The sequence below is a fragment of the Modestobacter marinus genome (assembly GCF_019799945.1).
Lineage (GTDB): Bacteria > Actinomycetota > Actinomycetes > Mycobacteriales > Geodermatophilaceae > Modestobacter > Modestobacter marinus_B.
Genome location: NZ_JABGCH010000001.1, coordinates 35,677 through 57,209, shown reverse-complemented (window position 1 = coordinate 57,209; position 21,533 = coordinate 35,677). Strand labels below are relative to the sequence as shown.

19 protein-coding genes are annotated in these 21,533 nt (G+C 71.6%); 5 read left to right on the top strand and 14 right to left on the bottom strand.

From position 1 onward, the window contains the following. The first annotated feature begins 123 nt into the window (after positions 1 to 123). The gene (locus tag HK417_RS00250; protein ID WP_261325601.1) at positions 124 to 1,329 is read left to right on the top strand and encodes a glycosyltransferase family 4 protein; all 1,206 of its coding nucleotides are present in this window, start codon (positions 124 to 126) and stop codon (positions 1,327 to 1,329) included. Positions 1,330 to 1,398: 69 nt separating this feature from the next. Then, positions 1,399 to 2,163 (top strand): IS110 family transposase, encoded by a 765-nt coding sequence (locus HK417_RS00245; protein ID WP_222262157.1) that lies wholly within the window; start codon positions 1,399 to 1,401, stop codon positions 2,161 to 2,163. Here HK417_RS00245 and HK417_RS00240 read toward each other — a convergent pair whose 3' ends face one another. Next, entirely contained in the window at positions 2,164 to 3,051 is an 888-nt protein-coding gene (locus HK417_RS00240; RefSeq protein WP_222262155.1) for an IS5 family transposase, read from the bottom strand. A 121-nt stretch (positions 3,052 to 3,172) separates the two neighbouring features. Here HK417_RS00240 and HK417_RS00235 point away from each other — a divergent pair, with 121 nt between their 5' ends. After that, on the top strand, positions 3,173 to 3,658 hold the full coding sequence (locus tag HK417_RS00235) for a transposase (protein ID WP_222262152.1): 486 nt from the start codon (positions 3,173 to 3,175) through the stop codon (positions 3,656 to 3,658). A 227-nt stretch (positions 3,659 to 3,885) separates the two neighbouring features. Here HK417_RS00235 and HK417_RS00230 read toward each other — a convergent pair whose 3' ends face one another. From HK417_RS00230 to HK417_RS00185, 10 genes are all read right to left on the bottom strand, one after another. Further along, a complete protein-coding gene (locus HK417_RS00230) occupies positions 3,886 to 4,800 on the bottom strand; it encodes a sulfotransferase domain-containing protein (protein ID WP_222262150.1) in 915 nt (304 codons plus the stop codon). Next, a complete protein-coding gene (locus tag HK417_RS00225; RefSeq protein ID WP_222262149.1) occupies positions 4,797 to 6,281 on the bottom strand; it encodes a flippase in 1,485 nt (494 codons plus the stop codon). The genes HK417_RS00230 and HK417_RS00225 overlap by 4 nt, the downstream gene beginning before the upstream one ends. Next, positions 6,271 to 7,557, bottom strand: coding sequence for an O-antigen ligase family protein (locus HK417_RS26270; RefSeq protein WP_222262147.1), 1,287 nt, complete (start codon positions 7,555 to 7,557; stop codon positions 6,271 to 6,273). The genes HK417_RS00225 and HK417_RS26270 overlap by 11 nt, the downstream gene beginning before the upstream one ends. 107 nt (positions 7,558 to 7,664) lie before the next feature. Beyond that, positions 7,665 to 8,930 (bottom strand): hypothetical protein, encoded by a 1,266-nt coding sequence (locus HK417_RS00215; RefSeq protein ID WP_222262145.1) that lies wholly within the window; start codon positions 8,928 to 8,930, stop codon positions 7,665 to 7,667. A 103-nt stretch (positions 8,931 to 9,033) separates the two neighbouring features. Next, on the bottom strand, positions 9,034 to 10,443 hold the full coding sequence (locus HK417_RS00210; protein WP_222262143.1) for a sugar transferase: 1,410 nt from the start codon (positions 10,441 to 10,443) through the stop codon (positions 9,034 to 9,036). A gap of 52 nt (positions 10,444 to 10,495) precedes the next feature. Continuing rightward, on the bottom strand, positions 10,496 to 11,437 hold the full coding sequence (locus HK417_RS00205) for an NAD-dependent epimerase/dehydratase family protein (protein ID WP_222262141.1): 942 nt from the start codon (positions 11,435 to 11,437) through the stop codon (positions 10,496 to 10,498). 173 nt (positions 11,438 to 11,610) lie between these two features. Then, positions 11,611 to 12,261 carry a response regulator transcription factor gene (locus HK417_RS00200; protein ID WP_222262139.1) on the bottom strand — a complete coding sequence of 217 codons (651 nt, stop codon included), beginning with the start codon at positions 12,259 to 12,261 and terminating at the stop codon, positions 11,611 to 11,613. An 82-nt stretch (positions 12,262 to 12,343) separates the two neighbouring features. Continuing rightward, complete coding sequence (locus HK417_RS00195) at positions 12,344 to 12,973, bottom strand: response regulator transcription factor (RefSeq protein WP_222262137.1); 630 nt, start codon at positions 12,971 to 12,973, stop codon at positions 12,344 to 12,346. Continuing rightward, positions 12,954 to 13,688, bottom strand: a complete 735-nt coding sequence (locus HK417_RS00190; RefSeq protein ID WP_222262135.1) for a sensor histidine kinase — start codon at positions 13,686 to 13,688, stop codon at positions 12,954 to 12,956. The genes HK417_RS00195 and HK417_RS00190 overlap by 20 nt, the downstream gene beginning before the upstream one ends. 472 nt (positions 13,689 to 14,160) lie before the next feature. Then, positions 14,161 to 15,480 carry a UDP-glucose dehydrogenase family protein gene (locus HK417_RS00185; protein WP_222262133.1) on the bottom strand — a complete coding sequence of 440 codons (1,320 nt, stop codon included), beginning with the start codon at positions 15,478 to 15,480 and terminating at the stop codon, positions 14,161 to 14,163. Positions 15,481 to 15,837: 357 nt separating this feature from the next. Between HK417_RS00185 and HK417_RS00180 the strand changes: the two genes are divergently transcribed. Beyond that, positions 15,838 to 16,461: a polysaccharide deacetylase family protein gene (locus HK417_RS00180; RefSeq protein ID WP_222262131.1), complete on the top strand. Its 624-nt coding sequence runs from the start codon at positions 15,838 to 15,840 to the stop codon at positions 16,459 to 16,461. Beyond that, positions 16,458 to 18,074 carry a glycosyltransferase gene (locus tag HK417_RS00175; RefSeq protein WP_222262129.1) on the top strand — a complete coding sequence of 539 codons (1,617 nt, stop codon included), beginning with the start codon at positions 16,458 to 16,460 and terminating at the stop codon, positions 18,072 to 18,074. Before HK417_RS00180 ends, HK417_RS00175 begins: the two co-directional genes overlap by 4 nt. Here the strand turns inward: HK417_RS00175 and HK417_RS00170 are convergent. The 3 genes from HK417_RS00170 to HK417_RS00160 form a co-directional block, all read right to left on the bottom strand. Then, the gene (locus tag HK417_RS00170) at positions 18,058 to 19,251 is read right to left on the bottom strand and encodes an ABC transporter ATP-binding protein (protein ID WP_222262127.1); all 1,194 of its coding nucleotides are present in this window, start codon (positions 19,249 to 19,251) and stop codon (positions 18,058 to 18,060) included. The genes HK417_RS00175 and HK417_RS00170 overlap by 17 nt on opposite strands. Then, positions 19,252 to 20,172 carry an ABC transporter permease gene (locus tag HK417_RS00165; RefSeq protein ID WP_222262125.1) on the bottom strand — a complete coding sequence of 307 codons (921 nt, stop codon included), beginning with the start codon at positions 20,170 to 20,172 and terminating at the stop codon, positions 19,252 to 19,254. Between the two features lie 393 nt (positions 20,173 to 20,565). After that, positions 20,566 to 21,513 (bottom strand): glycosyltransferase family 2 protein, encoded by a 948-nt coding sequence (locus HK417_RS00160; protein ID WP_261325557.1) that lies wholly within the window; start codon positions 21,511 to 21,513, stop codon positions 20,566 to 20,568. Positions 21,514 to 21,533 lie beyond the last annotated feature (20 nt).

The following is a 21,533-nucleotide window of genomic DNA, read 5'->3' as shown; positions in this document are numbered from 1 at the left end:
CAGATCCGGGGACGTGACGACGCCCCGGCGGCGGGCCCCAGCCGCGAGACTGCACGGGCGGAACCAGCCTGGTCCAGGCTCCACCGCCCTGGACCGCCGCCGAGGACGGGAGCGCACGTGCCCATGGACGATCGGCATCCCCTCGACGTCGAGCGGCCAGCGCTCCCCCCCGCGCTGCACGTCTGCACGCGCTACCAGCGGGGCGGGTCCGAGCGGCGGGTGCAGGACCTCATCCGTGCACTCCCGGACCTCCGCCACCACCTGGTCCTCGGTGCCGAGTCCGACGTCGATCTGGCACGGGAACAGACGGGGGCCGACCAGGTGACGGTCCTGCCCACGCTGGTGCGGCAGGTCGTCCCGTGGAAGGACACGGCAGCGCTGCTCGCGCTCTGGCGTCTGCTCCGCCGAGGGCGGTACGCGTTGGTCGTCACACACCAGTCGAAGGCCGGCGTGCTGGCCAGGACGGCAGCGGCCGCCCGTGGCGGGCCGCCCTCCGTGCACTCGCTGTCGATGGCCAGCTTCGGCCCGGGGTACGGGCGCGCCGAGAACCTGCTGTTCCCGCGCCTCGAGCGCGCGCTCGGCACACGGACGACGGCGTACTGCGTCGTCGGCGAGGACCTCGCTCGGCGTTTCGCCGACGTGGGTGTCCCCCCCGACCGACTGCACGTGGTCCGCTCGGGCGTGCCGCTGCCCGCGCAGCTGCCGCCGCGCGACCAGGCACGGCGCCGGTTGGACGAGCGGTACGGCACGGTGCCGGGACGGCCGTTGATCTGCTACGTCGGCAGCCTGGAGCCGCGCAAGAACCCGCTGCTCCTCCCTCGGCTGCTGCGCCGGCTGCACGACCGGCTGCCCGGTCCACCCGGCCTGCTCGTCGTCGGCGACGGCCCCGAGCGCGGCCGGCTGGTCGACGAGCTGCGCACCCAGGACCTCGAGGGCAGCGTCGTGCTCACCGGGTACCTGTCCGATCCGCCACTCGTCCACGAGGCCCTGCGGGGCGCGGACGTCGTCGTGCTGATGAGCGAGGCGGAGGGCCTGCCCCAGGTGCTGGTGCAGGCAGCGGCGGTGGGGACGCCCTTCGTCGCGTTCGACGTCGAAGGGGTCCGGGAGGTCCTGGCGCTCGGTGCGGCCGGATCGGTGGTCCCCCGCGGCAGCGTCCAGGAGGTCGCCGACGAGGTGGCGCGCTGGTTGGGAGCCGCCGTGCGCGAGCCGCAGGCAGACCTGTCCAGCTGGTCACGCGAGTCGATCACGGCCTCCTACCGGTCCGTCGTCGTCGGCGCGCTCACCGGCCACCGGGAGACCGCGAGCTCCCGGCGACCCGGGCACCCCTAGCTGATAGCCGTTGACCCCGTTCCCGGGGGAGCGTCCTGACGACGTTTCCGTAGTGGACGGGAGGCTGTCGTGGGCTTGCTGCAGGAGGCGCTTCCGGCGTCGACGTTGGTAGTCGCGATCGACCCAGGCAAGGTCAGCAACCGGGTCTGGCTGAGCACCGGCGCGACGGGTGAAGTGGTGCCGCCGCTGTCTCTGCCGGTGCTGCGACCAGGGCTGGAGCAACTGCACCAGCTGGTCGTCGACCACAGCGGGCCCGCTCGTCCGGTTTTCGCCATCGAGGCGACCGGCGGTCTGCACCAGGCCTGGATGCGGGAACTCAACCAGCGTTTTCCCGGATCGGTGCGGCTGTTCGCGCCCTCGGAGACCAGCGCAGCCCGCGCGCAGTTGGGCTCGCGGCGGTTCAAGACCGACGACCGTGACTGCGCCGCGCTGACCTATCTGGCCCGCCAGGGCCAGGGCCGGCTGGTGCCCGATCAGGTGCAGGACGCGCTGGCCGCCGCGGTCCGGCATCGCCGCGGCCTGATCGGCGAGCACAAGGTGGCCCAGCAGCGACTGCACGACCAGCTGCACGCCCTGTGCCCCGGCTTGGCCGCTGCCGAGGGGCACGGCCGGGCGCTGCAGGTCGACAGCGTCATCGGCCAGGCGGTGCTCGACTGCGCGGCCGCCCTCGCCGGCCGGCCACCTTCACCGCGGTCGCTACGAGCTCGAGCCCACGGCCGAATCCGCGATCCCGAGGCGGAGTTCTGGATCGCCCGGTGGCGGACCTGTTTGCCGCCGCCGGCCGACGCGGCCTCCCGAGCCGCCCGACTGAGAGGGTGTTGGGTAACCGGCTGACTACTTGGTCCGATTGAGGTCTTCGGCGAGGCGTCGGGCGGCTTCGGTCTCGATGGGACCGTGTGGCTCGATGTCCTCACCGGCCAATCGAGCGGCCATCAGCCGGATCATGGCCACGTCGATCATGGCCTCGGCGTGGGCGGTCTTGCGTTCGTAGTCGCGGGCCAACCGTCTGCACCTCGCCAACCAGCCGAAGGTCCGTTCCACCACCCACCGGCGGGGCAGCACCTGGAAGCCTCGCACGTCGGCGTTGCGGGGCACGACCACGAGTTCGACCTGCTCGATGCGCTGCGCCCAGTCGAGCAGGCCGGTGTCGACGACGTTGGCGTAGCCGCCGTCGACCCAGATCAACTCCAGGGCGGGGAACCGCTGGTGCAGGGCGTGCAGCACGCGCCGGGCGCCGGCGCGATCCTGCACGCCGGCCGAGTGCACCACGCGGTGCAAGACCAGCCCGCCGGTGTCGACCAGCAGATGCCTCTTGCGGCCGCGGACCCGTTTGCCGGCGTCGTAGCCGATCGCCTCCCCACCCTCGGCGCTCTTGGCCGACTGCGCATCCAACACCGCCGCGGTGGGCTGCCGGGCGCGTCCCTCCTGCTCACGGACCTGATCCCGCAACGCCTCGTGCACGCACCGCCAGGTCCCATCGGCGGTCCACGCGGCGAACCAGCGGCAGGCCGCGTCCCAGGGCGCCAGATCATGCGGAACATGCCGCCAGGCGCAGCCGGTGCGCAGGACGTACAGGATCGTGTCCAGCACCAGCCGGCGGTCGTACTTCAGCGGCCGCCCGCCACGCCGCGGATCGCGGACCGGCAGCAGCGGCGCGATCACCGCCCACTGCCGATCGGTCAGCGACGTCGCATAGCGAGGCTTGCAACTGCAGACACACATCCACCGGAACCATCACCCGGCCACCCAGCCCACCTCGCCGCCACGCCGATCAGCAGACAGGGCCAGTCAGTCCGTCGCCGACCGCGCCGGGTCGGTTACCCAACACCCTCTGAGCCGCAGCATGGCCCGTTGGCGCGCGCTGACCGCCGACATCGCCGCGGTCGACAGCGAGATCGCCGCCCTGCTGGCCGGCAGCGACGGGCAGGTGCTCACCACCTTGCCCGGAGTGGCCACCGCCCGAGCGGCGGCCTTCGCCGCCTTCAGCCTGCCCATCGACCGGTTCCCCGACGCCGAGCACCTCTACTCCGCCACCGGCCTGGCGCCAGGCGCCTACCAGTCCTCGACGATCAACCGGCGCACCCCCATCTCCCGGCAAGGGCTGCCCGAACACCGCGACGCGCTGATGAACCTGGCCTGGGGCCTCTCCCAGCACTGCGGCCCGTTCATCGACCGCCACCGCGAGCTGCGCGCCCGCGGCCTGCGGCCCATTCCGGCACGCATCGCCCTGGCCCGCCACGCCTGCCGCCTGGCCTACACCCTGCTCAAGACCCAACAACCCCTCGACGAACAGCGCTACCGTCGAGCCCGGCACCAGAGCGAGCGGTGACGGCTGCGAAAGCTATGCCGCACGACGGCGCAACCTAGCTTGCCGCCCGCTCGCCCTGGGGCCGCCCACGGCGCACACGAAACCCTGCCGCTCGACGGCGTCTCATCAGCCTGCCGAACAGGCCCCACCGCCGGAACGACCACCGCGCTACTGCACGAGGCCGGACACCGAAGTGCCCGGCCCGCTCACGCACGCCCGCACGAGCCCCTTGACCTCAAGGCCGAAAGCTAGGCCAGACCCCATCCGTCGAAGTCCCCGGGCATGTGGCGCCGCAGCCGCGCGACGTCGTCCCGGAGCATGTCGGCCAACTGCGCCCGCAGCGCAGGACCGAGGACCGCGCCGTCGGGGCGGGGCCCGTCCTCGGGGTCCCCGGCCCCGTGCGCCGTCCCTCCTGACCGCCGGGTCATCAACGAGTCCACGACCTCCTTGGCACGCTTGGCCTGAGGCACGTGGCGCTTGGCCATGCGGCGGGCCCACCAGACGATCGGCGGGTAGGACCTGCGCTGCGCGGTGCGATAGAACTCCGTGTCGAGCCCGGGTGGGATCCGGTCGGGGTCCACCCCGAGGAACTCGTAGACCTGCTGGACGGTGGCCGACCGATCGGACCTCATCCGCTCCGAGGTCACGATCAGGATCTGCTCCCGGGGGAAGTGATCGAGATAGCGCTCCACCTGCATGCCGTACCTGCTGGTCGCGAGATAGATCGGGTTCTCGAGGAGAGCGACCTCGGGTGGCGCCTGCTCGGCACCGCTCTTGACCCGGTGCTGGTAGTGCGAGCGCAACCGTTCGATCGGGTCACGCACGACGTACACCAACCGGACGTCGGGCAGCACGGAGGCGATGCGCTCCGGCACCCCGCCGTACTCGGGGAACTTCGTGTAGAGCGTCGAGGCCTCGCCTCGGGCGAGGGCATCCCCTGCTCCGCTGAACTGTTGCCGGTACCAGTCCATCCCCCGCGACCAGTTCGACTCGGTGACGAAGAAGTCGAGCTCCTTGATCCGCGACATGAACACCTGCTCGTGGTTCTTCAGGTAGTGGTAGAGGCTCGTCGTCCCTGCCTTCATCGCCCCGATGACGAGGAAGGTCGGCAGGTCGTCGCGCGAGACCGCGCCCTGGGCCGTCGCCGCCGCGAACTGCTTCATCGCCCCAGCTCCAGCAGCCCGGCGAAGGCGCGCACCGGTCGGCGCCGGTCGCGTGCCGGCGCCCGGACGACCGCGAGCAGCGCCACCGCCGCTGCGTAGGCCAGGGCCCCAGCCACCGCTGAGACCGGCCATGGCGCCGCGGGGGTCGCCAGGATCACCGCCGCCATCGGTGCACAGGCCACCAACGGCCAGGTGTGGGCGCGGAACAGCTTCGACCGCCCGGTGGCTCGGCGCAGGATCAGCGCGTAGGCGATCAGCACCCCCGTCTCGCAGATCACCGTTGTCATGGCGGCTCCCAGGTAGGACCAGCGCGGGATGAAGTAGGCGTTCAACCCGATGTTGAGCACTGCGGCGCCGAGAACGGCGATCGTCCGTGACCGCTGCCGGTCAGTGGCGGCGAGAGACAAGCTCATCGTGTTGCCCGCCATGCGGATGGGGATGATCAGGATCAGCAGCTGATAGGTCAGGACGGCCGGGGCGAAACTGGCCCCGTAGAGGAATTCGATCGTCCGGGGGGCCAGCAGCAGGGAGCCGCACGTGACAGGTGCGGCGATCATCGCGATCAACCGGAGAGAGACGTCCCGCAGGCGGCGGAACTCGTCCGGCCGGCCGGGCCATGCCCGGCCCATGCGCGGGTACAGCGCCCGGTTGACGCTGCGCGCGACGACGTTGAAGTACAGCACCAGGTTGGTGGCTGCCTGGTAGAGGCCAACGGGTACCGGCCCCTTCCAGATGCCGAGCATCACCGAGTCGAAGCGGGCATAGGTCAGCGTCAGGGTGTCGCTGACCGCGAACGGCGTGCACTGGCGGACGGTGGCCAGGAACGAGCCACGCTCCGCGCGCGGCCAGGTCAGCCCACCGAGCCGGCGACCGACGAGCAACCATCCCCCCAGCGCGCCCAGCGCGCGGGACGCGGTGAAGACGCCGAGTGCGGCGACCGGACCGCCGTCCGCGGCCAGGACGGCGGCTGTGCCGGCCAGGTACGCCGTCTCCTGGACGCCGGTGACGAGGGTCTCGACGTCCATGCGCTCCCAGGCCCAGAAGGCCGCGAACTGCACGCGCGCGATGCCGTCGAAGGCCATGCCCAGGGCCGCGATGCCCACGGTCAGCGCCGTCTCCCGGGACGCGCCCAACGCCAGCGCACCGCCGGCGAGCATGCAGACGAAGCTCCCACCGAACACGACGGCGAGCAGGGTGCCCTTCTCCACCCAGCGGCGGGCGTCCTCCGGTCGCCGGGCGACCTCGCGAGCGAGGAGAGCGGGTACTCCGTAGAAGAAGGGGAGCAGCGAGGTCAGGGTCAGCGCGAACTGCACGACGCCCAGGTCGTGGGGGCCGCCGGCCCGGGCCAGGAGGACGACGACCCCGATCCCGGAGACCGCGCGGAACGCGAACGACAGCAGCTGTGCCGTCGAGTTGGATGCGACTCCCCGTCGGCGTGGGTGGGGCTGCCGAGGACTCGTGGCCTGCAGGTCAGCGGACACCGGGGACGGCCGTCACATCGAGCGGGCGGGGGTCGACCGACTCCCGTCGAGCGAGCAGTTCCACGGCGGCCACGATGCCGAGGAGAGACCACAGCCAGCGGTAGTGCAAGATCTCGTGGGTCAGCGCCGTGCAGGCGAAGGCCAGGCACGCCCCGGCCAGGGCCGCGGGTACCGGGACCGCGGTGTGCAGCCGCGGCGGTAGCCGGACCTTGGCGAAGCGGGCGACACGCAGCCAGATGACCCCGATCAACCCGATCAGGCTGAGCACGCCGATCGGGCCGCGCTCCACGAGCGTGGCGAGGTAGTCGTTGTGAGCCTGCTTCACGGTCGTCGCCGTCTCGGCGCCGAGCGCGTCCCGGGTGCTCGATGGGCCGACGCCGAGCAGGTTGCCTCGCTCGTAGAGGTCCAGCTGGGAGGAGAAGAGGGACTCGCGCGCCTCCGCACTGCGTGCACCGCGCCCGACCGAGTACCGGATGAACTCGTTGTCGCTGTCGGCCGCGGTCGCGAGCACCAGCGGGGCGACCTCGACCACGGCGACGCCGAGCACCCCGAACGTGAGCGCCGCGACCGCCGTGACCACCACGAGCCCCCGGCGCCGCCACAGGTACAGGCCGAACGTGGCCCCCACCCCCACCAGGAGCGAGAGCAGCGCGGCGTTGGAACCCGTCAGGAACATGGCGGTGACGAGGACGCCGCAGGCCCCGACCCGCGCGCCGAGCCCGCGCGGGAAACCGGATGCCAGGACGATGAACACAGCGATCATGAAGAAGTTGCCGGCCATGTTCGGGTGGTCGAAGAACAGCCGGGCGCGAGTGGCCGTCTCCGACAGGCCGTCCACGTAGTTCGGGTCGTCCCCCGCGGTGGTCCCCGCCCCGGAGATGGCGCGCTCGCCGATCAGGACGGCGACCACCAGGAGCCCGGCCCAGCCGGTCGCGGTGAGCGCCCAGGCCCGCAGGGCGAATGCGAGGGCCCGCGGCGAGCAGCAGACGGTCGCGATCCCCGCACACCAGAGGAGCAGGAAGACCTCCTGCACCACGGACTGCACGCCGCGCATGGGAGCCGGGCCGAAGAGTGCGGCGATGAGACCCGCCGTCATCAGGCCGGCCATGGGGAGCGCGTACGGCACCCGGACTGCGGCCCTGGCCCGAAGTGCCCACAGGGCGGCGGCGGCGATCCCGGCCGCCATGACGACGTCGACGGGCCCGAGCCGGCCGGGCCCCTTCGGGTTGACCAGCGCGGCCAGGCCCAGGCCGAGGGCGAGCGTGAAGAGCACCACGCGGCCCGGCCCGCCGGGCGGATGCCAGCCGCCGCGGTGCCTACCGCTCGTCGGGACCCGTACCTGACCGGCGCCGCGAGCCTCCCACTGCACGACCACGGCGCCGCCTAGGAGGCCGAGGTGCCGGTGGGCGCCGCGTCCCGCTCCACCGCCGACGTCCGGTACTCGGCGTCCACCGACTCCACGTCCGGCCTGTCGACGGGCTTGCCGCGGTAGGTGATGACGCCCAGGACCGGTCGCCGGGTCAGCTGCAGATGGCGTTCGAGCGGCGCCAGGTCCGCGACCCGCGTGACCTCCGGAGCCACGACGACGATGCCATCACGGTCCACCCGACCGGTTGCCGCGGGCGAGGTCCCCTTCGAGCCCGGTCCCGGGAGGACGAGCGGCCGGACCTGGACGCCGTCACGGCCGTCCAGCCAGCGGGCCAGCCCACTCACGTCCGCGGGCGGTCGGCCCACCGGGACGAGCTGCACCGACTGCACGTCGGCCCTCTCCGCGGCGATCGTGATGTACCGGACGAGCCACGGGTCCTCGGCCGGCGCCTCCTCCCCCGGGGCCTCCGGCAGGCGCCCGAGGAGGGGACCCCGGAGGCGCCGGCTCAGGGCGGTCCGGTTCAGGGTCGGCCGCAGCGCCGCGACGGCTGCGGCGAGGCCGATGCCGAGGATGACACCGAGGAGTCCGCCGACGGCGATCCGGGCCGGGAGGGAGGAGTCCACGGCGTTGCCCGAGCTCTGCGAGTCGTCGACGACCTCCGGGAGCTGGATGGCCGCCAGCGCCTGGTCGATCTCGTGCCGCTGACGCTGCAGGCTGGTGCGCTGCGCCAGCAGGTCCTCGTGCTGCAGGGACAGTGGCGCGGCCGTGAGGTCCGGGACGATCGGCCTGTTCTCGAGGTCGGTGATCTGCGCGTTGAGCGAGTCGATCTGCGCCGTGAGGTCGTCGATCGTCTGCGGACGGTCCCCGACGAGGTCCTCGCCCCGGACCTGGACGATCCGGGCGGCGAGGGCGTTGACCAGAGTGGCAGCCACCCGCGGGTCACGGTCGGTGACCGAGACGGCGAGCACGCCCGAGCTCCCCACCGGCTTCACCTGGACGTTGTCCTCGACGGCCCCGTGCGTGCGAGGCACCCCCGCCGCGTCGAGCGCGCCGGCCATCACCTCGGTGCTGGTCGCGAGCGCACCGACGGTATCCGCGAGGGCCTTCGCCTCCTGGCTGTCGCGGGGGTCCTCGCCGAAGGTGATCCGTGCAGTCGCCACGTACTCGGGCTCCTGGTAGCGGTCGAGGGCGACCGGAACCGCCGTCCCGACCAGCGTCAGGAGGACGATGAGCACCCAGTGACGAGCGAAGATCTGCCGTGCTGCGTCGTTCAGGTCCACGTCGCCGTCCCATCCTGTCGAGCCCTGCCCCGGGTGCAGCCGCGCCGCTCCTGGGGAGGAGAGGGCATGCCTGCGGCCGCGGCCTGGCCGCCGTGTCGGGCGTTCATCGACCGGCCGCCTTGAGGACCTGCCCTGCCGTTCGTATGAGGATCTTGATGTCCCCCCACATCGACCAGTTCTCGATGTAGAAGTTGTCGAAGGCCGCGCGGTCACCGATCGAGGTGTCGCCGCGCAGCCCGTGGATCTGCGCCCAGCCCGTCAACCCGACCGGCACCCGGTGCCGCGCGCAGTACCAGGGGAACTGCCGGGTGAACTCGTCGACGAAGTAGGGCCGCTCCGGCCGGGGCCCGACGAGGCTCATGTCGCCGCGCAGGACGTTCCACAGTTGGGGGAGCTCGTCCAGCGAGGTCCGCCGGAGGAACCTCCCGACCGCGTGCACGCGGCTGTCCGCGCCGATGTTCCAGCGGGTCGCGGCCTCCGACTGCTCGGCGGGCCGCATGGTGCAGAACTTGAGGAGGGTGAAGGGGCGGCCGTCGAGTCCCACGCGGGTCTGGCGGAAGAGGACCGACTTCGTCTCCCACCAGGACAGCGCGGCGCAGATCAGGAGGACCGGGGCGAGGACCACGACCGCCGTCGCCGAGATGACGACGTCGCTGATCCGCTTCCCGATCCAGATCCGGCTGCGGAAGGGGGCCCGGCGCATGCGGAGCAGAGGGATGCCCCAGAGGACCTCGGTCTCCCGGGTCACCGTGTGCACCTCGTACAGGCGGGGGACGAAGTAGATCTCACAGGAGAGCCGATCGCAGGTGCGGAGCATGCCGACGACGGAGGGCTCACGGACCGAGCCGTACGTGACGATGATGACGTCGATCGCGTGCTCGAGCACGACGCGGGACAGGTCGTCGTAGCGCCCCAGGATGGGCACCGGCCGCTCGTCCTCACCGAGCAGCGGGTCGTCGTCCACCATGCCCTGCGGCTCGAGGCCGTACTGGCGATGTGCCAGCAGGTTGGCCACCAGGGTCCCGGCCACCCGGCCGGCACCCAGCACGAGCGTGCGCTGCCGCAGCTTCCCGCGGCGGCGGGCCCACCGGATGCCCGCGTAGGCGGCGAAGCGCCCGAACAGGCACAGGACACCGAAGACCACGGCGGTCCGCAGTCGCGCAGTGCCCGCGATCCCGTCGCCGAGCCCACCGAGCACCATGGCGCCCGCTCCTGCGGCGAGGGCCCGCCCCAGGATGGCGGGACCGTCGTCGAGGACCGACAGGGACAGGCGGGGCCGGTAGAGGTCCCCGCACGCGAAGAAGGCCACCACCAGGACCAGGAGCGTGAGCGTCTTCAGGCTCCCCGTACCCGTCAGCGTCATCGCGGCCGTGAACGCCACCACGTCGACGACCAGCAGGGTCACCGTGGGGAGCCAGAAGGCGGTGCGCCGGGCCCGGCTCCGCTCGAAGACCTGGGACGCCCCCGCCGGCGCGCCCGTGGCAGCAGGCGGCCGGCGTGCGGACCTCGTCACAACCGGCGGTGTCTCAGCACCGCCCACGTCAGTCGTCACGGTGGCGTCTGCGTCAGGCCGCGACGCCGGCGAGGCGCTCGGCTTCCACCATCGAGGCGAGCCCCTCGGTCAGGCTCACGGTGGGCACGTAGCCGAAGCCCTCGAACGCCACCCGGGTGTCCGCGGCGGTGTCGCGGACGTCGCCGCGCTGCGTCGGCAGCCGATGGACCTCGATGCTCCCGGCCAGCCCGGACACGATGTCGATGACCTCGTTCATCGAGGTCCGGCTGCCGCCGCCGATGTTCGCCACACCGGTGAAGTCGGACCGGGCGACGTCGGACATCGCCCGGACCACGTCGGCGACGAAGGTGAAGTCCCGGGTCTGCGTGCCCTCGCCGTACAGCTCGAACCGGGTCCCGTGGACGGCGGCCGACACCAGCCTGCTGAACGCCATGTCGGGTCGCTGTCGCGGGCCGTAGACGGTGAACAGCCGCAGCGACGCGGTCGGAACGCCGAAGCCCATCCGGTAGAGCTCGCAGAGGTGCTCCCCGGCCAGTTTCGTGACGCCGTACGGCGACACGGGCTGTGGGCGGAGCGTCTCGACGGTGGGGTAGGTCTCGGCATTGCCGTAGACGCTGGAGCTGGATGCGTAGACGAGCTTGCCCAGTTCGACCGAGCGCGCCGCCTCGAGCACCCGCTGCGTGGCGAGGACGTTGCGGACCGCGTAGTCGGCGAAGTGGGCTCCCCATGAGGGCCGTACGCCGGGCTGGCCGGCGAGGTGGTACACCGTGTCCGCGCCGGCGAAGAGGTCGGGCAGCGGTGCCGTGAGCAGGTCCTCCCGGTGCAGGGTGAACCGCGGGTGCCCCTGCAACGGGCCCAGATTGGCTTCCTTGATCCGTGGCTCGTAGTAGTCGGTCAGACAGTCGATGCCGACGACGTCATGGCCGTGTTCGAGGAGGTGCTCGCCCAGGTGTGACCCGATGAAGCCCGCGGCTCCGGTGACTACGCATCTCATCTCGTCGTCCCCCCGCCTCTACCGGCACGTTTCGGGAGTGACGCTAGGGAGCGAGTCGTGCGGCCGGATCCGCCGGGGAGACGAGAGGATCTACGCACGACGACGGAGTTCGCCCGCGTGGCGATCGGTGCGTCACCGCTCGACCGCAGTCCGTATCGAGCGAGGATGCGCGGTCAGAGCAGGCCGGCACGCCGCGCGATCATGACCGCCGCCAGCGAGGTGTGGACCTCCAGCTTCGTCAGGATGCTCTGCGCATGCGTACGCACGGTGTTCGGGGAGATGGCCAGCAGCTCCGCGATCTCCATGCGGCTGGCCCCGCTGGACATGGCGCGCAGCACCTCGCGCTCGCGGACGGTCAGGGAGGACAGCGGACGCTGCGCCGCGCGCGCCTCTTCCTCCTCGGTCAGCAGGGTGTGCAGCAGCGAGGTCAGGAGCAACGGCGGGATGCACGTCTCACCGCGGACGACACCGTGGATGACGTCGAGCAACGAGTCGATGCCCACGTCCTTCGGGACCCAGCCGCGGAAGCCCACGCGAACGGCACGCGCCAGGACCGCGGGGTCGTCCACCCCGGTCACTCCGACGAGCTTGAGGCCCGGACGGGCCTCGACGAGCTCATCCGCCAGGGTCAGGAAGGTGCAGTGCATCGACTCGACGGCGAGGACGGCCACGTCGACCGGACGTCCCCGCACGATGCTCAGCGCCGCCGCGGGGTCCACGACGGCGCCGACCACGCGCAAGCCCGGCTCCGCATCCAATCGCAGCCCGAGCGCCTCGGCGAACGATCGATGATCGTCGGCGAGGAGCACGCGAGTGTCTCGCATGGCCGAATGCTGAGTCAGTCGCCCTCCCCCGTCGACCCGCAGGGAGCGGACATGGCCCTACGCCAACTGCAGTAGTGGACGATCACAGTTGGTCCGCCAGACCGGCGTCGGCCACGAGCGTGACGGCTTGCAGACGCGTGTGTACCCCCAGCTTCAGGAGGACGTTCTGGAGGTGGGTCCGGGCAGTGCTCTGCGCCACCCCGAGCGTGTGGGCGATGGCGGCGGTGTCCTCCGCCTCCACGAGGCTGCGAAGCACCTGCCTCTCCCTGGCCGTCAACGCCTCGACGAGACGACGGACCCGGAGGTGCTCGGCGGATGCGACCGGCCGGCGAGGCTGGGCGAGCGGTGCGAGCCTCCGCCCGCGCCCCGCCCGTTCGATGGCCTCGATGATCGTGCTGATCGCCAGGTCCTTGCGCAGGAAGCCGGCGGCCCCCGCCGTGAGGGCGGCCGATTCATCTGCCACATCACTGGACCCGGACAGGACGACGACCGCGCAGGAGGGCAGGCGCACCCGCAGCAGGGGCACCGCATCCAGACCGTTGGCGTCCGGGAATCTGAGGTCGATGACACAGACATCGGGGCGGATCTCCCGGCCGATCAGGAGCGCCTGATCGGGCGAGTGCGTGACGACGACCTCGTGCCCGCGCCGAGCCAGCACCGTGGCCAGCGACTCGATGAACAGCCTGTGGTCGTCACAGAGCACCAGTCGCACGGGAGACGACCTCCCCCCGCCGTCCGTGCCCGGCACGGAACTCGGGACCACCTTGGCCGGCGGCCGGCAGGGACAGCACCACGCGGGCGCCGCCGAACCTCGAGGCCAGGCCGACGGTGAGGTTGCCGCCGATCGACTGCAGCGCGGCTCGGGTGAGCAGCAACCCTGTTCCGGATCCACTGGGCACGCGCCCGAAGCCCGGGCCGCTGTCGTCGACGAAGACCCGGATCTGCGTGGGGCTCCGGCGCACGGTGACCAGCACGCGGCCCTGCGGCCCCGCTGCCCGGGTGGCGTTGTCGATGACGTTCACGAGGCAGCGGCGGAGCATGACCCGGTCGTGGGCGCAGACGAGGCCGCCGCCAACTCCCTGGCGGGTCAGCGTGCCGCTCCACGTGAGGTCGAACGCCGTGAACACCGACTCGAGCACTTCGTCGACGTCCACGGGTGTGGACTTCTCCGCCGCGTCGTCGACGCGGGCACCGAGCACGCTCCACGCTGCGTCGGACACCTCTTTGACCTGCTCGGCTATCCGGTCCAGACATCGCCGCACGTCGGCCGGGACGCCAGGACTCGTGCGTGCCACCTCGGAGAGCGCGAGCACGGCCGCCAACGGCTGACGGATCTCGTGCATCGCCTCCTTCAGCCGGCTCTCGACCAGGACAGCGACGACCTCGTCGACGACGAGGACGTCACCCTCCGCCGACCCACCCACCATGACGCCCCCCTGCTCAGCGACACGCCAACGTGCCCGGCCTGCTCTGCGGAAGTTAGAGCAGACGGGCGACACGGAACAGGCCCATCGGTCCCCCATTGTTCACTAATTGTCAATTCTCGCGTCACCATGCACAGGTCGTCGATGTCTCGGGACGATTCGTGGCGAAACGCGGTGGATTGCATTCCGCTCACATTGATCAACAAGCTGATCGATCGTCAATCTGCACCATTCCGATGGGCTATTGCAGGACGATCAGGCGAGGTGTCGCTCCCTGTTGGTCCCCCCGTGTCCGACGCCGCACGCGGCGCCCGGCGGCGGACCCGGACGGGGGTCCGACGGACTGGTGGAACCCGGCGATCGCTGCTCGCGTCAGGCATCACGGTGCTGGGCGCGTCGAGGGGGTCGTCGTGGGTGTGAGCGGGGTCGTCGTGGGTGTGAGCGGCAGAGCACGGGGCCGACTGGCCTGACGCCGTCAGGTCCCCCGACGCCCCAGAGCCCGGTACGACCAGCCGGCCGCGATCCACTGCTGGCGGCTCAGGGCGTTGCGACCGTCGAGCACGCGCTTCTGGCGCACGACCCGCCCGAAGGCGACGGGGTCGAGCTCGAGGTACTGCTGCCACTCGGTCAGCAGCAGGACGGCGTCGGCCCGGTCCGCGGCCTCCTCCGGCGTCTCGGCGAAGTCCAGGTGCGGCCACTCGCGGCGGGAGTTGTCCAGCGCGGCGGGGTCGGTGACGAGGACGACGGCACCCTGCAGCTGCAGCTGGGCGGCGACGTTGAGCGCCGGGGAGTCACGGATGTCGTCGCTCTCGGGCTTGAACGCCGCCCCCAGCACCGCGACCCGCTTGCCGAGCAGGGAACCGTCGCAGACCTCGCGGGCCAGCTCCACCATCCGGATCCGCCGGCGCATGTTGATGTTGTCGACCTCGCGCAGGAAGGTCAGCGCCTGGTCCGCGCCCAGCTCGCCGGCGCGGGCCATGAACGCCCGGATGTCCTTGGGCAGGCAGCCCCCGCCGAAGCCGAGTCCGGCGTTGAGGAACTTGCGGCCGATCCGGTCGTCGTGCCCGATCGCGTCGGCGAGCTGCTTGACGTCGGCGCCGGTGGCCTCGCACAGCTCGGCCATGGCGTTGATGAAGGAGATCTTGGTGGCCAGGAAGGAGTTGGCCGCGGTCTTCACCATCTCCGCGGTGGCGTAGTCGGTGATCACCTGCGGGGTGCCGGCGGCCACGATCGGGGCGTACACCTGGTCCAGCAGCGCCCGGGCGGTCTCCCCCTCGGGCTCGGCGGACAGGCCGTAGACCAGCCGGTCGGGGTGCAGGGTGTCGGCCACCGCGTAGCCCTCGCGGAGGAACTCCGGGTTCCAGGCGAGCATCGCGCCGGGGACCTTTCCGGTCACCAGCTCCGCGAGCCTGGCCGCCGTCCCCACCGGCACCGTCGACTTCCCGACCACGAGGTCGCCGGGGGCCAGCACCTGCAGGAGGGACTCGACCGCAGCCTCCACGTACCGGAGGTCCGCGGCGTACTCCCCGCGCTTCTGCGGCGTGCCGACGCAGAGGAAGTGGACCACCGATCCGGCGGCGTCGCTGACGTCGGCGCTGAACCGCAGCCGCCCCGAGGCCAGCGCCCGGCCCAGCAGCGCCTCGAACCCCGGCTCGTAGAACGGGGCCCTCGCCTGCTGCAGGGCCTCGACCTTCGGCCGGTCGACGTCGACCCCGACCACCTCGTGCCCCAACTCGGCCATCGACGCCGCGTGGACCGCACCCAGGTAACCGCAACCGATGACGGAGATCCTCATGGACGTCGTCCCTTCCCAGGCATGGAGGGGTCGGCCCCCGTCCCCGGGCACGGTAGAAGAGCACGGGTGTGGACCGCCAGATGGTCGCTCGCCCTCGACCCTGTCCGTCCACGGGCCTGATGGCTGTCCGGCAGGTCGCTGCGCACCCGTGCGGCACGGGCTCAGGCCAGAGCACCCGTGTCCCGGGTCCGTCCCCGCGCGCCGGTGGGCACAGGCTCGTGCCGACGTGGTGACACCGCTGCCCGCCGGCGGTGGGCGGTATCGTCCGCCGCTCAGGGCATCCTGGAGGCGCATGTGTACAGCCCGAGGGCAATGGCCGCGAGAGCTCGGAGAGGCGTTCAGCACGCGTGGGGATCCGTGCCCGAACGGCTCGCCGGTGTCCACCGCCGGGTCCCCGACGGGACCGTGGCCCTGACGTTCGACGACGGCCCCCACCCCGAGTCCACGACGCGGGTGCTCGACCAGCTCGCGGCACTCGGCGTCCAGGCGACCTTCTTCTGCGTCGGACTCAACGCCCGGTCCCACCCCGAGATCGTCCGCCGCGCTCTCGCCGAAGGCCACGTCATCGGCTCGCACAGCCTGTCGCACCCGGCGGACGACCACACGTCACCCATCCTCCTCAGACGTGAGTACCGCGAGGGGCGGCGTTCGATCGAGGACGTCGTCTCGGCAGACGTTTCTCTGTTCCGCCCTCCCTACGGCTACCTGAGCCTCGGCACCGCCGCCGTGATGAGGGAGCGCTGCCTGTCCCCGTGGCTGTGGTCCGTGGACCCGGGTGACTGGCAGGCCGGTGTGACCGTCGACGCGATCGTGTCCGTGGCCGGCGGAGCGGACTCAGGAGACGTGGTGCTCCTCCACGACTGGGTGGAGCAACCCTGGGACCCAGCGGCCAGGGATCGCAGCGCCACCATCGACGCGCTCCCGGTGATCGTGGAGAGCATCCGGTCGCGTGGCCTCGAGCTCACCACCCTGCCGGGATGACCGTGGCCGAGCCGTCCCCCGTGGTGTCGGTGGTGATGCCCTTCTGGGATGCCGTGGACTACTTCGACGACGCCATCGCCAGCGTCCTGGCACAGACCCACGCCGACGTCGAACTCCTGCTCTGCGATGACGGGTCCGCGCCGGCGAGCACGGCCATCGCCCAGCGGTGGGCGGCCCAGCAGCCATCGAGGGTCCGGTACCTGGAGCACCGCGGGCACGCGCACCGGGGGACAGCCGCCACCCGGGACCTCGGCCTCGCCGCCGCTACCGGCGAGCTCGTCGCGTTCCTCGACGCGGACGACGTCTGGGCCCCCGAGCACCTCGCCCACGAGGTCGCGCTCCTGAGGAGCCACCCCGAAGCGGGACTCGTCTGCGGCCAGGCGTTCGACTGGTTCACCTGGGACGACCCCACGGCCACCGATCGCTGGCTCCCCACTCCATGGCCCTCGGGGACCGTCGTGAGCCCCCCGGGGATGCTGACCGCGATCCTGCGTCGCGGCGCCTACTGCACCCCGACCTGCAGCCTGTTGATCCGCCGTTCGCTCCTCCCCGAGGCCTGGCGGGTCGACGGACGTTTCACCACGATGTTCGAGGACCAGGCACTGCTGGCGACGGTGCACACCACGGCGCCGGCGGTCATCAGCGGCAGCAGGACCGCCTACTACCGACAGCACCCCGGGTCGACCAGCGCCAGGGCGATGCGGGACGGGACATACCACCCGTCCTCCCCCAACGCGAGCATGGAGCGCTTCCTCCGGTGGCTCGAGACATACCTGCCGACCACGCCGACGGGTGACGACCCGGAACTCCGAGCAGCGCTGGAGGCCGCCATGGCCCCGTACGAACGGAGCGGCTCCTACCGGTGGAGCCGCGTCCGAGCCGGGGTGGTGCGACGGCTGCCAGAGCGGGTCATGTGGGTCCTCCGAGGCGTGCGGCGCAGGGCTCGCTCGATGGCTCCGGTGCGCATGGGCTCGCTGCGCCACGTCGAGCCGCTGAGCCGAGCCTTCGGGTACGACCGCGGAGGCCCGATCGACCGGTTCTACATCGAGCGGTTCCTGCAGGAGAACTCCCCGGTCATCGCCGGGCGCGTGCTCGAGGTCGGGGATGCGGAGTACACCCGGCGGTTCGGCGGCGACCGGGTGACGCATGCGGACGTGCTCAACGTGCGCGGCGGGTTCCCGGAGACCACGTTCGTCGCGGACCTGGCGGACGCACCGGGCCTGCCGTCGGATGCCTTCGACTGCGTCGTCCTCACCCAGGTGCTGCAGATGGTGTACGACCTGCCGGCGGCCGCGCGGACCCTGCACCGCATCCTCCGTCCCGGCGGTGTCCTGCTGGCCACCTTCCCGGGCATCAGCCCGATCGGTGCCGATGAATGGGCCGCCACCTGGTACTGGGCCTTGACCCCTCTCTCGGCCTCGCGCCTCATGGGCGAGGAGTTCGGCGCCGAGAACGTCGAGGTGAGGTCCTATGGCAACGTCCTGACCAGCGTCGCCTTCCTGGAGGGCATCGGCCTTCCCGAGCTGCGCTCGCACGAACTGGAGGTCGTCGACCCCCAGTTCCCCATGCTGATCGCCGTGCGCGCCAACAAGCCGCTCAGCTCGGATCGCTGAGGTCCCGGACGTCGAGCGGGAGGTCCAGGACGAGCAGCCGCTCGGGACGGTCCTGGTCGCTGCCGTGCAGGACGAAGGACGCCGCGGCCGGTTCGTGGATCAGTTCCTCGTGGGCCGTACCGAACCAGATGCCGACGGTGAAGTCCCCGACGTTGAGGACCGGGGGGATGGTCAGAGCCGCACGGTGCCGGCCGGCGGAGAGCGGCCGTGGCCCTCGGTCGCTCAGGACCTCGTCGACGACCCGGATGCCGCCCTGCGTGGTGACGTACAGCGCGAGGTCGAGCCCGGGGATCTTCTCAGCGAGCTCGAAGTCCACCTCAACCCGGACGCCGTCCTCTCGCAGGAGCGCGGTGACCTGCGGGTCGTTGGGGGCCTGAACCCGCACGCTGCTCACGGTCAGGGCGCCCGAGCGGATCAGGGCCTCGCCGTCCGGTGCGCGCAGCCCCGACGAGAGGTACTCGCGGAGGACGTCCCGGGTTGCCCCCTCGGCGCGCAGCTGACCCGCCTCGATCCACATCGCCCGCCCGCACAACCGCGTCAGGGCGCCGAGGTCGTGGCTGACGAACACCACGGTCCTGCCTTCTCGCTCGGCCTCGGCCATCCGTCCCACGCACCTGCGCTGGAACTCGGCGTCCCCCACCGCCAGGATCTCGTCCACCACCAGGACGTCCGGCTCCAGATGGGCTGCCACCGCGAAGGCCAGCCGCAGGTACATGCCGCTGGAGTACCGCTTGACCGGCGTGTCCAGGAACCGCTCGACGCCCGAGAAGTCGACGATGCTGTCGAAGGCCCGGGTGATGGCCCGGCGGGACATCCCCAGGATCGCCCCGTTGAGATAGACGTTCTCGCGGCCCGTCAGCTCCGGGTGGAACCCGGAGCCGACCTCCAGCAGCGCCGCCACCCGGCCGCGGGTGCGCGAGGTGCCCTGCGTGGGGACGGTGATACCGGTGAGGATCTTGAGGATGGTGCTCTTGCCGGCACCGTTTCGACCGACGATGCCCACGGACTCACCGTCTGCGACGGTGAAGCTGACATCGCGCAGCGACCAGAGCTCCTTTGCACCCTCGCGACGCAGCCGGACCGCACTCCGGGCGGCTGCGATCAGCGCCTCCCGTGCGTTCCGGCGCTCCCCGAGCACGTACCGCTTGCTCACCCGGTCGAACTGGATGCGATCCACTCAGATCACGTCGGCGAAGGACCGTTGGGCCCGGCCGAAGTAGACGAGCCCTCCCACGAGGACCAGGACAGCCGACGTCGCGGACACCGCCAGCGACCAGCCCGGCCAGGGGGCACCCACCAACGACCAGCGCCCGAGCGCGATCGCGCCCGCCATCGGGTTGACCGCGTAGACCAGCTCGTGCCACCCCTCGAGCAACGTGGGTGGGTAGGCCACCGGGCTGGCGAAGAACCACACCTGCAGCACCGGCGCCACCGCCTGCTGCACGTCCCGGTACCTGACGTTGAGTGCCGACAGCCACAGCGACATGCCGAACGCGGTGGCGCCGAGCAGGAGGAGCCACGCGGGCACGGCCAGCAGGTGCAGCGTCGGCTCGACGCCGTAGACGACGCAGGCAGCAGCCACCAGGACCAGGGACACTGCGAGGTCCAGCCCGGGCGGCAGCAAGACGGCCGTCGGTGCGGCGATGCGAGGGAAGTAGACCTTGCTGATGAGGTTGGCGTTGTTCACCAGGACGCTGCTGCCCAGGAGGACGGCGCTGGAGAAGTACGTCCAGGTGACCATGCCCACCAGCGCGAACACCGGGTAGGGCACTCCCTGGCTGCTGACCCCGGCCAGTTGGCTGAAGACGACCGTGAACACCGCGACACTCGCCACGGGCTGTGCGAGGACCCACACGACCCCGAGGAACGCCTGGCGATAGCGGAGCCTGATGTCGCGCAGCGCGAAGTAGCCGATCAGTTCCCGGGATCGCCACAGGGTCGTCCAGGGTCGCTCCTGGCGCGTTCCCCGGGGCGTGTTCTCGGTCCACTGCTGAACGTGCTCGTCGGCAGGCGTGGTCGTCGGACCGCTCGGTCGCCTCTCGGGCTGTGAGCGGGCCGGGACGCCATCGACCGTGGGCGCCACTTCCTCAGCAGGCATCGCTGCCCTTCAGGTCGCCGCACAGGGTCAGCACGCCGTCGACCCGCACAGATCGGAAACGCAGGACTCCGCTCCCTCGGACGGACCCTCCTCCTCGATCCGCACCGTCCGCAGACCACCGGGGCGGAGGCCGATTCTCCGCACACTCCGATCAGTCGGGCAAGTAGCCCGTCCACAGGTTCCCAGTGCGCGACCGGCGCCCCGGCTCCCCCGCCGTGACGACGACCTGGCTGTCGTCACCATCGCCCCGTGCCACGTCGACGTGGCCGGCGTGGCGAGCCCGGCGCGAAGCGACACCGGGGTCCACGACCTGCCCACGACGTGCGCGTGGGGCCGGAGGTTGCGCGACCGCCGCGCTGCCCCCTCCCCGGAGATCACCGATCCGGAGCAGCGTCAGCTCAGGGAGCCCGCGTAGCGCTGGAGCCAACTGGTCAGCTTCACGTCGGCGGGCCAGGACGGTGGCCGCCGGCGGAAGACTCTGGGCAGGCTGGCGTGCATCTCCCGGAGCGTCGGGACCGTCGCGGTGTAGGGCACCGCCCTCGCCAAGAAGGCCACCGCACCCCGGTTGTCGCCCGTGCGGTGGGACATGATGCCCAGGTTCGTGTACCAGGGGCCCCGTTCGAAGTGGAACGACCGGCCGTCGGGCATCGCGGAGTGCTTTCGCTCGAGGTAGCGGAGCTCGCGCAGCACGCCAGTCGGGTTGTGGTACATGGAGTCGATGTGCACGAAGTAGGCGACCAGGAGTTCCCGTACCGGGGCCACGGGCGACCGGCTGCTCAGCCGCAGGTTGAAGTCCCAGTCGGCCAGGATCGAGATGTCCTCGTCGAAGCCGCCCACCTCGCGGGCCAGCTCGCTGTCGACCAGGACCCCGGATCCCCCGCCCGGAACGGCGTTCCCCCGGGTGAGGTTCGTGTGCACGTCCTCGGGGCTCGAGACCCGGTTGTACAACAGCACCCGCAGGTCGGCGTCGACGTGCGCGGCGTCGACGCAGCTCCAGCGCGCCGCCGGCGTGGCGGCCAGGGCGTCCAGCTGGGCGGCCAGCTTCCGCGGGGCCCACAGGTCGTCGTCGTCGACGAAGGCGACCCACGGTGTGCCCACGGTGGCGAGGCCGGCGTTCCGCGCCGCCGAGACCCCTTTGCTGCGCTCGTGCCGGATGACGCGGACGTGCTGGAGCCCCTGTCCGTCGAGAGCGTCCGAGGCGCGCGCCGCGCCCCCGTCGTCGACGATCACGACCTCGACCGGCACGTCCTCCTGGTTGAGCACCGAGTCCAGCGTGCGCCGCAGCAGCTGAGGACGGTTGTGGGTCGGGATCACCACCGTCACGACCGCGCCACTGCGCATCAGACACTCCTTGGACCGAT

Coding starts and splice junctions, on each gene's coding strand:
- HK417_RS00250 (WP_261325601.1), top strand. CDS start 124: ATGGACGATCGGCATCCCCTCGACGTCGAGCGGCCAGCGCTCCCCCCC.
- HK417_RS00240 (WP_222262155.1), bottom strand. CDS start 3,051: ATGTGTGTCTGCAGTTGCAAGCCTCGCTATGCGACGTCGCTGACCGAT.
- HK417_RS00235 (WP_222262152.1), top strand. CDS start 3,173: ATGGCCCGTTGGCGCGCGCTGACCGCCGACATCGCCGCGGTCGACAGC.
- HK417_RS00230 (WP_222262150.1), bottom strand. CDS start 4,800: ATGAAGCAGTTCGCGGCGGCGACGGCCCAGGGCGCGGTCTCGCGCGAC.
- HK417_RS00205 (WP_222262141.1), bottom strand. CDS start 11,437: ATGAGATGCGTAGTCACCGGAGCCGCGGGCTTCATCGGGTCACACCTG.
- HK417_RS00200 (WP_222262139.1), bottom strand. CDS start 12,261: ATGCGAGACACTCGCGTGCTCCTCGCCGACGATCATCGATCGTTCGCC.
- HK417_RS00190 (WP_222262135.1), bottom strand. CDS start 13,688: ATGGTGGGTGGGTCGGCGGAGGGTGACGTCCTCGTCGTCGACGAGGTC.
- HK417_RS00185 (WP_222262133.1), bottom strand. CDS start 15,480: ATGAGGATCTCCGTCATCGGTTGCGGTTACCTGGGTGCGGTCCACGCG.
- HK417_RS00175 (WP_222262129.1), top strand. CDS start 16,458: ATGACCGTGGCCGAGCCGTCCCCCGTGGTGTCGGTGGTGATGCCCTTC.
- HK417_RS00165 (WP_222262125.1), bottom strand. CDS start 20,172: ATGCCTGCTGAGGAAGTGGCGCCCACGGTCGATGGCGTCCCGGCCCGC.
- HK417_RS00160 (WP_261325557.1), bottom strand. CDS start 21,513: ATGCGCAGTGGCGCGGTCGTGACGGTGGTGATCCCGACCCACAACCGT.